Annotated in this window: 12 protein-coding genes; 4 read left to right on the forward strand and 8 right to left on the reverse strand. The window is 68.7% G+C overall.

What is annotated here, in order from left to right:
* Positions 1-114 precede the first annotated feature (114 nt).
* The 3 genes from P7L68_RS17240 to P7L68_RS17250 all read right to left on the reverse strand — a co-directional run bounded on the left by P7L68_RS17240 (position 115) and on the right by P7L68_RS17250 (position 3,645).
* Entirely contained in the window at positions 115-1,491 is a 1,377-nt protein-coding gene (locus tag P7L68_RS17240; protein ID WP_372000176.1) for a PQQ-binding-like beta-propeller repeat protein, read from the reverse strand.
* The gene (locus P7L68_RS17245; RefSeq protein ID WP_372000178.1) at positions 1,488-2,213 is read right to left on the reverse strand and encodes a tetratricopeptide repeat protein; all 726 of its coding nucleotides are present in this window, start codon (positions 2,211-2,213) and stop codon (positions 1,488-1,490) included. The genes P7L68_RS17240 and P7L68_RS17245 overlap by 4 nt, the downstream gene beginning before the upstream one ends.
* A gap of 130 nt (positions 2,214-2,343) precedes the next feature.
* Positions 2,344-3,645: a patatin-like phospholipase family protein gene (locus P7L68_RS17250; protein ID WP_372000180.1), complete on the reverse strand. Its 1,302-nt coding sequence runs from the start codon at positions 3,643-3,645 to the stop codon at positions 2,344-2,346.
* 66 nt (positions 3,646-3,711) lie between these two features.
* Here P7L68_RS17250 and thpR point away from each other — a divergent pair, with 66 nt between their 5' ends.
* Positions 3,712-4,467 carry an RNA 2',3'-cyclic phosphodiesterase gene (gene thpR, locus P7L68_RS17255; RefSeq protein ID WP_372000182.1) on the forward strand — a complete coding sequence of 252 codons (756 nt, stop codon included), beginning with the start codon at positions 3,712-3,714 and terminating at the stop codon, positions 4,465-4,467.
* Positions 4,468-4,581: 114 nt separating this feature from the next.
* The gene (locus P7L68_RS17260) at positions 4,582-5,931 is read left to right on the forward strand and encodes a hypothetical protein (protein ID WP_372000184.1); all 1,350 of its coding nucleotides are present in this window, start codon (positions 4,582-4,584) and stop codon (positions 5,929-5,931) included.
* Positions 5,932-5,933: 2 nt separating this feature from the next.
* Here the strand turns inward: P7L68_RS17260 and P7L68_RS17265 are convergent, their stop codons facing one another.
* Positions 5,934-6,986 (reverse strand): zinc-binding dehydrogenase, encoded by a 1,053-nt coding sequence (locus P7L68_RS17265; RefSeq protein ID WP_372000186.1) that lies wholly within the window; start codon positions 6,984-6,986, stop codon positions 5,934-5,936.
* A gap of 88 nt (positions 6,987-7,074) precedes the next feature.
* Positions 7,075-7,992: a helix-turn-helix transcriptional regulator gene (locus P7L68_RS17270; RefSeq protein ID WP_372000187.1), complete on the reverse strand. Its 918-nt coding sequence runs from the start codon at positions 7,990-7,992 to the stop codon at positions 7,075-7,077.
* Positions 7,993-8,210: 218 nt separating this feature from the next.
* Here P7L68_RS17270 and P7L68_RS17275 point away from each other — a divergent pair, with 218 nt between their 5' ends.
* Together P7L68_RS17275 and P7L68_RS17280 are read left to right on the forward strand one after the other, a co-directional pair.
* The gene (locus P7L68_RS17275) at positions 8,211-10,346 is read left to right on the forward strand and encodes a TonB-dependent siderophore receptor (protein WP_372000189.1); all 2,136 of its coding nucleotides are present in this window, start codon (positions 8,211-8,213) and stop codon (positions 10,344-10,346) included.
* Positions 10,347-10,378: 32 nt separating this feature from the next.
* Complete coding sequence (locus P7L68_RS17280; protein WP_372000191.1) at positions 10,379-10,672, forward strand: DUF2218 domain-containing protein; 294 nt, start codon at positions 10,379-10,381, stop codon at positions 10,670-10,672.
* Here the strand turns inward: P7L68_RS17280 and alkB are convergent, their stop codons facing one another.
* The 3 genes from alkB to pyk all read right to left on the reverse strand — a co-directional run bounded on the left by alkB (position 10,673) and on the right by pyk (position 13,568).
* Positions 10,673-11,323 (reverse strand): DNA oxidative demethylase AlkB, encoded by a 651-nt coding sequence (gene alkB / locus P7L68_RS17285; protein ID WP_372000193.1) that lies wholly within the window; start codon positions 11,321-11,323, stop codon positions 10,673-10,675.
* Between the two features lie 17 nt (positions 11,324-11,340).
* Positions 11,341-12,054 carry a 2OG-Fe(II) oxygenase gene (locus P7L68_RS17290; RefSeq protein WP_372000195.1) on the reverse strand — a complete coding sequence of 238 codons (714 nt, stop codon included), beginning with the start codon at positions 12,052-12,054 and terminating at the stop codon, positions 11,341-11,343.
* A 92-nt stretch (positions 12,055-12,146) separates the two neighbouring features.
* On the reverse strand, positions 12,147-13,568 hold the full coding sequence (gene pyk, locus P7L68_RS17295; RefSeq protein ID WP_372000197.1) for a pyruvate kinase: 1,422 nt from the start codon (positions 13,566-13,568) through the stop codon (positions 12,147-12,149).

The raw sequence follows: 13,568 nt of genomic DNA on the forward strand, positions 1-13,568 counted from the left end.
GCCGGCTCCGCAGGATGAAGCTGCCAAGCGGACGCGACCCCGCAGGCCCTGTGCCTGCGGGGTCGACGCCCTGCATCGGTTCATGCGCATCAATGACGATGCGCGAGGCCCACGTCAACGATAAGCGATCAGCGTCGCATCGTCGCGGAGCACATAGAGTTTGCCATCGGCCACGATGGGCGAGATGTTCACTGCCCCGCCGACATCGGTTTCGCCGGTCTTGCTGCCGTCGGTCGGATCCAGCGCCATCAGGCTGCCGGCGCTGGATGCCAGATACAGACGGCCGCCTGCCAGCACCGGCCCGGTCCAGCGGATCGGATCCTCACGATCCTCGGGATCCTCGAAGGCCGGCAGATCGACCACCCAACGCACCCGACCGTCGCTGCGGCGCATGGCTACAAGGCGGGTCGAGTCGACCACGACATAGATGGTGGTGTCTGCCACCCACGGGGTCTGGTTCACCTTGAACGGCTGCTCCCAGACCCGCAGGCCCGAGCGAACGTCGAAGGCCGCAATCCGGCCGCCGACGGTGCCCGCGAAGACCATGTCGCGATCGATCACCGGATCCGACAGAATGTCGGTCAGCGCGCTCAGCGAAGATCCGGCCGCGGCGAAGCCGGCCAGCGTCTCCGCCCAGCCGACGCGGCCGCTGTCACCGCGCAACGCCACCAGATCGCCGCTGGAATAGGCTGCGACCACGAGGTTGCCCAGAACACCCGGGGCGGCCCCGCCCAGGATCATCTGGGTCGCGGGCACGCCGCCATGACGCCACAGCTCGCGGCCGCTGTCGCCGGCGAGCGCGATCAGCTGATTGTCGAAGCTCTGCACGAAGACGCGCCCCTCACCCGCCGCCGGCGGTGCGCGGAAAGGGGTATGCATCGACGTCCGCCACAGCTCGACACCGTCGGCGGGGTTGAGCGCCACCACGTCGCCGAACCCGGTCGCGGCATAAATCCGCCCGTCGGCAATCGCGAGGCCACCGCCATAGGCGCCCTCCAGCAGATCGCTGTCGGGGGCGAGTTCCACTGACCAGACCCCGCGGCCGGTCGTGGCGTCCAGTGCGACGACATTAGAGTCGGCATCGAGAATATAGATCCGGCCATCGGCCATCACCGGCTGGGACATCAGGCGCTTTGCCCCGCCCGAACCCACGCCCGCATCGCCCCGCCAGGCCTCGACCGGGGTCTCGGGGCCGGCCAGCGCATGCATGGCGTGGTTGCCGTAGCCGCTGGTCTGCGGCCATTCGCCGTTCTGCCAGGCCGGCGGCACCGTGATCGCCTCGGATGCCACGGCCGGATCGATCCGGATGTCGGCCCTTTCCGGCATCACGGCAATCCGCTCGCCCGGCAGGGCCGGCTTATCGTCCGATCCCCACCAGCTGCCGCAGCCGGACAGCAGCATCGCGGTCAACACCGCAAGGCCCGCTGCGCGCACCGGCCGCGACGGGCGACGGACGGCAACCATCTGCCGTCCGGGGCGAAGACTGGTCATTTCGCAGGCTCCTGATCTGCGTCGGTCGATGCGGCATCGGCGGGAGCAGCCCCGGCGGCGGCCTCAGAAGCGATGGGCGCCCCCAGCACACGGGCATAAGAGGCAGCGCGCCCACGCAGATCCTGCGGCGCATCCGCGTCGTCAGCCAGGCGGGCGAAGATCTCGCCGGCACGCTGGGTGTCACCGGCCTTGAAGGCGGCGAGTGCCACCAGTTCTTCGGCGAGCGGCCGCCAGTTTTCCTCGCTGTCGATCAGGCCCGAGACCCGGGCGCGGATCTGATCGGGCGTCTCGGTGCGGATGGCGAGCGACGCAGCCTTCAGCGTGGCAGTGGCCTTGATTGCGGGATCCAGATCGCCGCGGGCGGCCACGGACTCGAAGCCGGCCTGGGCCCCGTCACGATCCCCGGCTGCGAGCTTCGCCTCTGCGGCCCGCATCAGAGCAAGGCCGGCATAGCCGCTTTCGGCATCGGCGGCGAGAGCCTGAAACGCCGCTGCGGCCTGATCCTGCTTGCCCGAGGCGGCCAGCGCCTCGGCCGCAGCATAGGCGGAAGCCTGTTCGTTGCGGCGGTTTTCTTCCCAGGCACGCCAGGCGACATCGGCAGCCACGCCCACCACCACCAGCACCGCGGCGCCGATGATCCAGGGTCCGAAGCGTTTCCACAGCTTCAGGGCCTTGTCGCGACGCAGATCCTCTTCGATCTCGCGGATGAACTGTTCCGACACGCCCCGGGAACCTCCTTCAGACGCCACAATTGTCCGGGCATACGGGCAACGCCACGTCCGCCCGGTGGACGGCGGTTACCATAGTCGTTCGGCATCTTCATGGCAAATCCCCCGAAGCCGCGGGGGTGCATCACCCCGGCAGGTCGCCGGGGGCCGGTGGCGCCTCGGGGACAAGATGCAGATCGTGCAGCGCCGCCCGCGCCCGCACCACCGATGCCGCCCCTTCGCGGATCGCCTGGGCACCCTGGTCGAACTCCATCCAGCGGATATGGCCGACCCGTGGGGCGAGCACCAGGTCGGGCGGATCGCCTGCCATGCGACTGCGTGCGATCCGATCCTGCATGATGCCGATCGAGTGCATCATGACCTCGCCGATGCCGATGCCACCGGCACGCGCCGCAACTGCGGCCGCGCGCCGGTCGGGATCGATGCTGCGCCCGGTGAGCCCCATCAGCCGCCCGCCGAGCCCCAGCAGACGACGGGCCCCGCGCCGGTCGGCGGTCGTCGCCGCAGCAGCGGTCTGGGCACTGCGGGCAAGGCCATGGGCATGGGCTGTCGGGTGGCCGCGACTGGCGGGGCCCGGCTCCGGGTCGACCGGCCGGGGCACGGCATCCGCGGCCTGGGGTGAGGCGACCCCGGGGGCAGGCATCGCCGCTGCATCGATTCTGAGCCGCCGCCTGTAGCCTGCGAGATCGCCATGAAGGGTCACCGCAATCACCGCCTCAGCCCCCAGATGCCGGCACAGCGACACCGGCACCGGGTTGACCAGGCCACCATCGACCAGCAGCCGCCCCCCCGCCCGCACCGGTGCGAAAATCCCCGGGATACTCATCGAGGCACGCAACGCATCGACCAGATCACCATCGGTCAGCCAGACCTCCTGGCCGCTGGCGAGATCGGTGGCGATGGCGCCGAACGCCACCGGAAGATCCTCGATCCGGGTTTCGCCGAAAGCCTCGCGCAGCATGGCGGTCAGCCGGTCGCCGCCGACCAGGCCGCCCGAGCCCATCCGGAAATCCCCCAGCCGGACAACCTTGAGCCGGGTGAGATCGCGCACCCAGGCCTCGAACTCACCGAGCCGGCCGGCGGCATGAAACGCACCGACCACCGCTCCGGCACTCGCGCCGGCGATGACCTGCGGCACCACCCGCTCGGCAACCAGTGCATTCAATACGCCGATATGAGCCCAACCGCGTGCCGAACCCGATCCCAGCGCCACACCCAGCACCGGCGGCCGTGGCGCCGGGGCCGGCCCTTCGCCGCGCCGCGCGGCGGCGGCGTCACGCCGGCGACGCCGCCGCTGCGGCCGCGCCGGTTCGACGGCCGGAACCGGATCCGGAGCCGGAGCGGGGTCACCGCCCTGCGGATGCTGCGTCGCGGCAGATGTTGCAATCCTGGTGTCGCTTCGGGTTGGCGCGGCGGGTCTCGTCATGTAATGCTCGTCCTTGATGTCAGGACCGGTCGCCCGGGCCGGCTGCGCGAGCGAAAGGAAATGCCCATGCACAGGCTGTTCGTCGCTCTTCCTCTCCCGACCACGGTACGGGACCAACTCGCCGGCCTGCGTGGCGGCCTCGTCGGCGCCAGATGGACGGCGCCCGCCAATCTTCACCTCACATTACGCTTCATCGGCGAGGTCGAGGGGCCGTCGGTTGCCGATGCCATCGACGCGCTCGACATGATTGATGTCGTGCCGCTCACCCTGTCGCTCAAGGGGCTCGGTCTGTTCGGCCCCGCCCGGCGCCCCGGCATGCTGTGGGCCGGGGTCGAAGGCGGCGCGCCGCTTGCCGATCTGCAACGCCGCGTCGACGCCGCGATCGATGGCGCCGGCCTGCCGCGGGAACGTCGGCGCTTCACGCCACACGTCACGGTCGCCAGGCTGAAGCAATCACCCGATGATCGGCTCGATCGCTATCTGGCGGCCCATGCCGGTTTCACCAGTCCGGATTTCACCGTCGACACCATGCATCTATATGAAAGCCGCCTTGGCCACGACGGCCCGGTCTACACCAGCCTCGGTGCCTTCGGCAGCCTGCCAGCCACGACGTTCGGTGAGACATTGGCCTTTGGCGAGACATTCGACGAGGATGGCCTGAGCGAAGAGGCGGAACAGCCGGTGCTCGCGGCCGTCGACGGCGAGGTACTGCCGACCTTCGATGAGCGCGGCCGCGGCCGCACCAGTTGGGGCGGCCCACCCTCTCCCTGGCGAGATGCGGATATCTGGCCCAACGCAGGACGGCGGACACGCAGACGGTAACGTGTTGCGGAACGGTGACCGTCTTAACCACTTGGATACCATCCACCGGCTAGTCTTCGCCGAAGGCCGCTTTTCAGGCGACCTTCGGCAAACCTGCTCCCGGATCGAGACGAGATGGCGCAAGCTGTGGCAAACGGACCCACCGGCACCGATGGACGCACGGCCGATACGGCCACGGGCGGTGGCGTTGATGCGCGGCGGGTGATGCGCCAGCACCTGGCCGATCTGGATCGGCGGCTGGCTGAAAAGTCACGCCAGGGGCGGATGCAGATCCTGGCCTGGAATGCCTATGGCACCCGGCTGGAGCTGCTGATGGTTTCGACCAGCCATATTCACGAGGCGGTTGCCCGCGATCCCTTCCTGCTGGTGGGCCCGCGCAAATTCAGCTATGCCCGCATGCGCAGGGTCCTGCAACTCCTGGGGCTGAGGCCGATCGCGATCGAGCTGCCATTCACGCCGGGTACCGATCTGCCGGATACTGCGGTCGAAGCTGCCGTCCGGCGCTATGGCTGCACCGAAATCCAATATCGCGGCATCGCCGGCTTCGAGATCCGCGGCCTGTCGAAGCTGGATCCCCTGCAGGCGGCTCAGGCCGCCGCGGCCCTCTGGGGCCGGGTGGTCCGGGCCCGGCAGCTGCTGACCCGCTCAGGCCTGGAGATCGACCTCGCCAGCCTGCAGAGCGGTGATACGCTGCTGCTGTGGAGCCGCCAGCAGGGTCACAAGCCGGACATCACCCTCTTTGCCCTGATGATGCTGGTGCTGGCCGACGCCACGCTGGAACGCATGGCCGAAGCCGAGGCGAAGGTAGAGGGCGACAAGGCGGAGAAGACCGCAGACGCGCCCCGGGCCGAGCGCGAGCCCGGCACGGAGGAAGGAGAAGCGGAACAGCTCGGCAGCGGGCTTGCCGCCGCCTTCCATGTCGGCAGCCAGCTGGAAGTGTTTCCGCCCGAGAACGACCGCCCCGGCACCCAGCCGGTGGTGATGGGGGAAGCCGTGCGTCAGCTGCGCCAGATGCTGGCGGTTGCGACCGACGACCAGCTGCTGATCGGCGACTTCCAGGCACCGCTGGTCGAGGGGCCGGTGCGCCAGGGCAAGATCTACCGCATGGTCGATACGCCCCGTTTCATCACCCACGCGCAGAGCCTGCTCGACCGGATCGAGGGCGAACGCATGGGCGGAGCCGCCCTCAACCGTCTGGTGACCTACCTTACCGGCGACCGGCTGATCGAAGGCGTCTTCACCATCAAGCGCTACGAGATCGACCGCCCCGACGGCCGGAACTGCGGCTTCTTCAATGCCAAATGCACCCTGCACCGGCTGAACGCCGCCCCGGTCTTCCTGGGCCTGCAGAACGAGCGCATCCGCCGGGCGCCGGGCCGTACCACCACCTATGACAGCCCCCAGCCCCAGCCGCAGATGCTGTGGCCGGACGATCCGGTGACCGAGGCAGACACCCCTGCCTGAGGTCAGTCCGGAACCAGCACCAGAGAGCCCGTCACGTTGCGCGCTTCCAGGCGCGCATGGGCGTCGCCCGCGCGTGAAAGCGGCAGGACACCGGCGACGGTGGGCGAGAGCAGCCCCTCGACCAGAGCGGTGAACAGTGCCGATGTCGCCTCGCGCAGCCGCTCGCGATCGCCGATATAGGCAAAGACGCCAGGCCGATCGAGACCGAGCGCCCGCATCGGCCCCAGAATACCCACATCGATCGGCGGGATCGGCCCCGCCACCTGGCCGAAGCTGACGATCCGGCCGAAGGGCCGCACCAATGCGGCCAGTTTCGCGAAATCCGGCCCGCCAAGCCCGTCGAAAACGACATGGACACCAGCTCCACCGGTCAGCTCGGCAGCGGCGCGACCGGCATCGGCAAGGGCGGCAGCCCCTGTACCCACCACCACGCGTTCGGCGCCGGCTTCCTGAACCGCTTCGGCCTTGACGCGGGTCGCCACACCGGCGATGACCCGCGCGCCCATGGCGGCGGCCCAGCGCACCAGGATCAGCCCTACTCCGCCGCCGGCGCCCCGCACCAGCACGACGCGCCCGTCGAGCCTGAGGCCCAGGCCATAGATCATCATGTGCACGGCAATGCCGGGAAAGAGCGCAGCCGCCCCCACCTCCCAGGGAATCATATGGGGGAAACGCACGACCCGCCCCACCGGCAGCACCCGATGCGTGGCATAGGCGCCGAGCGGCGGCCCGGCATGTGCGATGCGATCGCCCGGTGCGAAGCGGTCGACACCAGGCCCGATCGCCAGCACCTCGCCCACCGAGGCGAGGCCCGGTATATCGACCCCGCCGCCTTCCAGTGGCAGCGTGCCGTCTCGGTAGTAGAGATCCAGATGATTGACGCCGATCGCCCGCGTCGCCATCAGCACCTCTCCCGGTCCCGGCCGCTTCAGCGGCACGGTCGCCGGCGCCAGCACATCGGGGCCGCCCGGATGGGTGACATGCATCACCGTCGCCCGATCAGGCAGATGGGTGGCCGGGCTACCGGGGGAAAGCGGGGTCGGCGGGGTCGTCATCGGATGCGCACCTTCAGGGACGGGCGTCTGTCACGGAACCGCCCCATAGCACGCCCGCCACGCCGCCGCGTCAAGCCTGTGTCGTGCGTCACATCTGTCGGGCAAGTCGCCCGGGCGTTACGCCGAAGCGGCGACGAAAGGCCGTGGTGAAATTGGCGACATCGCCATATCCGGCATGAAAGGCGGCTTCGGCGATGCTGCGGCGGCCGGCGGCAATGTCTGCATGGGCATGGTCCAGCCGACGGCCACGCAGCCAGCCGGCGATCGACGTGCCATAGGCGGCACGGAACAGGCGCTGCATCGTGCTGACACTCACACCGCAGTCCGCCGCGACCTGAGCGAGGGTCGGGGCACTGCCGTCGCGTTCAGAGGCGATGCACAACATCTCCAGCCGCTCGCGCAGCCGGGCGGCACGTTGAAGATCGGCAGGCTTCAACCCCCGCCCGCCTGTTGCTGCGTCTCCCCCGGCCACTGCCGCCAGAATGCCGGCCGCCGTCTCGATGGTATGAGCCTCGGCAACCAGACGCGCCACCGGCGCGGTCAGCGGTTCGGGGGCGATCAGGGCGGCGGCAAGCGCCGCCAGCCGCGGTGAGGGTTGCCATGATACCGATGCGAGATGCCGACCGCAGAACCGGCCTGCTGCCGTACCGGGCTCGACGCCGGCCGCTTCCAGCCAGGGCTGCTCCAGGCGGATGGTCACCTTGCGGACATGGGCACCGGTGTGGAAGTGGCGGCGCAGCAGGTCGGGCTCCGCCAGGGCCACGGCGAAGGCCGCAGGCGCGTCGGGGGTGGCGACGCAGATATGGGGACGGCCGCCGAAACTCGCTTCGACCAGACCATCGAGCACGATCACCGCCGTCAGGGACGGCACGATCAGACGGTCATGGACGCGGTCATCCCGCTCAACGCCGTCGGTCGTGTGGACCATCAACCCCGGACGCGGATGGGCGACGGTCAGGCCGCCATCGGCCAAAGCTGCGGGCTCCACCCCCTCCCCCGGCGACATGACAGCACCTCCTGCAAATGCGCGATTGCGACTTATTCTCATATTTGGGCTTTGATATTGCAAGCCCGCCGCACGGGAGCATCGCCCGTGACACGGCTGCACAAGATTTCGCCGCGGCCGCACAAGCCGGCAGCATGGCGCATACCGGCGCAAGATCGTAATTGAAACTCATTCGCAATTGCGGCAAAGCAGCCCCATCCGCCGGAGACCTGTGACCCATGCGCCAGCCCTGCCCGTTCCTCGTTTTGCCTCTGCTCGCCACCGTCGCCACGGGGGCATTGATGGTCAGTCAGGCCCGCGCCGAGGATGCGCAAAGCCTGCCGTCGCTGGAGGTCGAGGACGAGCGGAGCTTCCCGTCCGATCCCGGCCGGACCGAGGGCAGCACCGGCTATGGTTCCGATCGTGTCGCTGTGGGCGGCAAGCAGGTGCGCGATATCCGCGAGGTACCCCGCTCGGTCAGTGTTGCGACCCGCGCGCGGATGGACGACCAGAACATGACCCAGCTCGAAGACGTCGCACGGCGCACCCCCGGCTTCATGGCCCTGACCAACGATCCCGGCCGGTCGAGCATCTTCGTGCGTGGCTACGAGATCGACAACGCCCTGGTCGACGGTCTGCCGGCACCGATCTCCAGCATCTACGGCACCCAGCCCGACCTTGCGATCTTCGATCGCGTCGAGCTGCTGCGCGGCCCCTCGGTGCTGTTCGGCGGCACGGGGGAACCCGGCGGCATCGTCAATCTGGTCCGCAAGCGGCCGACCGAAACCTTCCAGGCCCGGGGCACGCTGGAGGCGGGGTCGTGGAACAATTACCGCGGGGTCGCCGACGTCTCCGGCCCGCTCTCCCCCGACGGCTCGATCCGTGGCCGGGTGGTCGGCGCCTATCAGGACCGGGAGAGCTTCACCGACGTGACCGAAAACCAGGTCGGCGTCGGCTATGCCGCGATCGATGCCGATCTGGACGAGGATACCCTGCTCTCGCTCGGCGCCTGGCGGCAGGAGCGGGAGGCAACCCCGTTCAGCGGCCTGCCGGTTTCGACGACGGGCGAGCCGCTGGGCCTCAGCCGGTCGACCTTCGTGGGCGCCGACTGGAACCGCTTCGAGAACAGCTCCAACGAGGCCTCGGCCAGCCTCACCCATCGCTTCGGCGATGACAGCCGGCTGCAGCTTGGCGGCCGGGTGGCAGATCGCAGTGTCGATCTGAAATATGCCTATGGCTCCACCGCAGTCGATCCTGCGGTCGGCACCACCAACATCATCGCCATCCAGCGCCACTATGAAGAGCGCGCCTATGCGCTGGATGCCAATTACCTGAAGCCGATCGAGGCTTTCGGTCAGCGTCATGAGTTGCTGATCGGCGCCGACTGGCGGCGTTACGTCCAGTCCCTGGATGCCGGCAGTGCCCGCGGCCTGGGGACCGTGAATGTCTACGACCCGTCGCCGGACATTGCCGAGCCGGACATCGCCATCACCCAGCGGACCCGCACCGAACCCGAACAGTTCGGCATCTACGGCCAGGCTACCATCCGCCCGGTCGACGACTGGACCGTCCTTCTGGGTGGCCGCCTGGCCTGGGCCGAGACCCGGGTGACCAACCGCAACGATGGGTCGGTATCGAGCACCAAGGACAGCGCCGAGTTCATTCCCGATGTCGGCGTCGTCTACGACGTGACGCCCGACATCGCGCTCTATGCCAACTATTCCGGCATCTTTCAGCAGCAGACGGGGACCAATGCAGCCCTGGAGGCGCTCACCCCCCGCACGGGTGAGCAGTACGAGTTGGGTGTCAAGGCCAGGCTCGGCGACAGCGGGCTGATCGGCACGTTCGACGTCTTCCGGATGCGCGACAAGGACCGGGCGGTTGCGGTCACGGGCACCACATACTATGCCGAGGGCGCAGAGGTCGAATCCCGCGGCGTCGAGGCCGAGATCGCCGGCACCATCCTGCCGGGCTGGGAGGTCGAAGCCGGCTACACCTTCACCCGCACCGAATATCTGAAGACTGCGACCACCGCGTCGGGCGGCACCTACAGCACCTATACGCCCAAGCACATGATCACCGCCTTCACCCGCTACACCTTCCAGGACGGGCCGATGGCAGGTGTGCATCTGGGCGGCGGCGTGCGCTGGCTCAGCTCGTTCTACAATGTTGCCGGCAATCTCAAGATCGAAGAAGACGGCTATGTCGTGACCGATCTCCAGGCCGGTTGGGGCTTCGCGCCCGGCTATGACGTCACGCTCTCGGTCAACAACGTCTTCGACGAAGTCTATTACGACCGGGTCGGCGGCGCGGGGTTGTTCAACTATTACGGCGCACCGCGCAACGTGCTGCTGTCGCTCAAGGCCAGCTTCTGAACGACCAGGAACGCCCCTAAGGAGGCCGTCTCATGCCCCGTTCCGAAGCCCGCGTGGCCACCCGGCTCGGCCAGCGCTACATGACCCTGCTCTGCCGGCATTTCCGCCACAAAGTGCCGGCAGAGGTCACCGGCGACACCGCCCGTGCCGATTTCCCCTGGGGGGCGATTGCCGAGATGGCGGCAACCCCCGAGCAGTTGCGGGTGACCTGCACGGCCGGCAGCCCGGCGGATCTTGTCCGTACCCAGGACGTGATCGCCATCCACCTCGCCCGCTTCGCCTTCCGCGACAGGCCGGAAATCAGCTGGCAACCGCTCGCCGACTGATCAGCGCCCGCCGCCGGCGTGCCGGAAGGTGATGTTGATCCGTCGCCGACCGGTCGCCGGGTGAAACCCGTCGCGCAGCTCCTTCACCCCGTGATGGGCGAGCCGCCAGGCACCACCCCAGACCACGACATCGCCATGGACCAGTTCCATGTTGGTAACGGGGTCCTTGCGCGACGGGCCGCCGAACTGGAACACCGCCGGCAGGCCGAGCGAGACCGAGACGATCGGCCAGGTCAGGTCGCCCTCGTCGCGGTCCTGATGCATGCCGAGCCGGGCGCCGGGGGTGTAGAGATTGATCAGGCAGGCATCGGGCCGGAAGCCCGGAAAGCCCGCCGCCACCGCAGCCCGGTCGGCGAGGTCGCGGAAGAGTGCCGGCATCTCGGGCCAGGGGTGGCCGCTCTCGGGGTCGATCGGATCATAGCGATAGCCGCGCCGGTCCGAGACCCAGCCGAGCCGGCCGCAATTGGTCATGGCCACCGACATCCGGCGGCCGCCCGGCGTCAGCAGATGGCGGAAGGGCGCTGCTGCGGTGATGGTGTCGACCGCCTGCAACAGCTCCGTCGCAATCGGCAGGGCAAAGCCGTCGAGCAGAAACGCGCCCGGCGCGCTTCCCCGCGGCAGATCGTCGAAGAGCAGGCCGTTGGCGGACATGAGGCCATTCCTCTCCGTCAGGCGGCATCGTGGAAGATGATGCCCAGCGTCCGCCGCCGGCCGCTGCGCACGGTTGCCACACCATGGCGCATCGTGACGCGATAATCGCCGCGCGAGCCCCTGACCGGCCGCTGGTTGACCGCGAAGATGACCGCATCGCCCTGCCCCAGAGGCACCACCTCGGGCCGTGACTGCATGCGCGGGCGCTGTTCGGTCAGCACGAACTCGCCGCCGGTGAAGTCCCGGCCGGGTGCAGAGAGCAGAACCGCGATCTGCAATGGGAAGACGTGCTCCCCATAGAGATCCTGGTGCAGACAGTTGTAGTCCCCGGGGCCGTAATCGAGCAGCAGCGGCGTCGGCCGCATCTGACCGGCCTGGTGACAGCGGGCGATGAAATCGCTGTGGGTGTCGGGGAAGCGGACATCCAGGCCCATCCGCTGGTGCCAGCCATGGGCGATGGGCACAAGATGCGGCCAGGCCGCCTCACGCAGGGAGGCGACCACTTTCGGCAGCGGGCGGGCGAAATATTTGTAGCGGCCCTGCCCGAAACCGTGCCGGGCCATGATCACCTCAGAACGGAAGCCCTCTGCCCGCTCATAGAGCCCGGCCAGCTCCGTGCAGGTCGGCTCGTCGAGCAGCCCCGGCAGCAGTGCCTGGCCGCCTGCATCCAGCGCGGCGGCAATGGCCGTCCAGTCGGTCGCGTTCAACCGGGCTGTGGGATCATGCTGCATGGGGGGCCTCTCATGCGGGTCGGGTGGAGAAAGACGGGGCCGGATCATGCGGTTCCGTCCCGTCTCCTGCACCTCGCGACCGGACGGAGAAGTCAGTTTCCGTCCGCGCGGACCACCCGGATGTTGTTGGTCGACCCCGCCTGACCAAAGGGAATACCGGCAACAACCACCACCGGATCGGCAGGGCCGGCCAGTTCCTGTTCCCTTACCGTGCGGGTCGCCTTTTCCACCATTTCCTCGTAGGAATGGATCTCTTCCGAGAGCACGCTATGCGCCCCCCAGAGCAGGCAGAGCCGGCGCGAGACCGACAGATTGGGGGTGGTCGCCAGGATCTGCGCGGCCGGACGGCGGCGGGCGATACGGGCCGCGGTCGTGCCGCTGGAGGTGAAGGCGACCAGCGCCGGTGCCCCCAACGCCACGGCGAGATCCGCGGCGGCGGCGGCCACCGCATGCGGCGCGCTGGTTTCTTCCCGCGGGCCCGAGGCATCGACGATGCTGCGATAGAATTTGTGCTGCTCGGTGCGACGGATGATCCGGTCCATCATCTCCACCGCCTCGACCGGATACTGACCGGCGGCCGATTCGGCCGAAAGCATCACCGCATCCGCCCCGTCATAGATCGCCGTCGCCACATCGGACGCTTCGGCGCGGGTCGGCGTCGGAGCGGCGACCATCGAATCGAGCATCTGCGTCGCCACGATCACCGGCTTGGCGGCGAAGCGGCAGGCGCGCACCAGCTCCTTCTGCCGGCCCGGCACATCCTCGGGCGGAATCTCCACACCCAGATCGCCCCGGGCGACCATCACCGCATCGGCGAGCGCCACGATCTCGTCGACATGGTCCAGCGCCGAGGGCTTTTCGACCTTGGCAACCAGCCCTGCCCGATCGCCGATCAGCCCGCGCGCCTCCAGCAGATCGCCCGGCCGCTGTACGAAAGAGAGCGCCACCCAGTCGACCCCCAGCTCCAGCCCGAAGGCCAGATCGGTGCGGTCCTTGGGCGTCAGCGGCGACATGTCGAGCACGGTGCCGGGCAGGTTCACGCCCTTGCGGTTGGAGATCACGCCGCCGATCTCCACCTCGGCATCGATGTGGTCGTCACCGAGGCCGGTGACCCGCAGCCGGACCCGGCCGTCATCGATCAGCAGATGATGGCCCGGCAGCACCGCCGCAAAGATTTCGGGATGCGGCAGAGGAATCGCCTCAGCTCCGCCATCACTGCCTTTCAGCACGAAGCGCAGCGCCTGGCCCGGTGTCACCTCGATCCGACCGTCACGGATGGTGCCGACCCGGATCTTGGGGCCCTGAAGGTCCTGCAGGATGCCGATAGGCCGGTGATGCTTCTCTTCCAGCGCCCGGATGGCGGCATGGACCCGGGCGTGGTCGTCATGGCTGCCATGGCTGAAATTCAGCCGGAAGGTATCCACCCCGGCGCGGAACAGCGCCTCGAGCATGGCCGGGTCCGCACTTGCGGGCCCGACGGTTGCGACGATCTTGGCGCGACGCTTGCGGCGCAT

It is taken from the genome of Tistrella mobilis (assembly GCF_041468085.1).
GTDB lineage: Bacteria > Pseudomonadota > Alphaproteobacteria > Tistrellales > Tistrellaceae > Tistrella > Tistrella mobilis_A.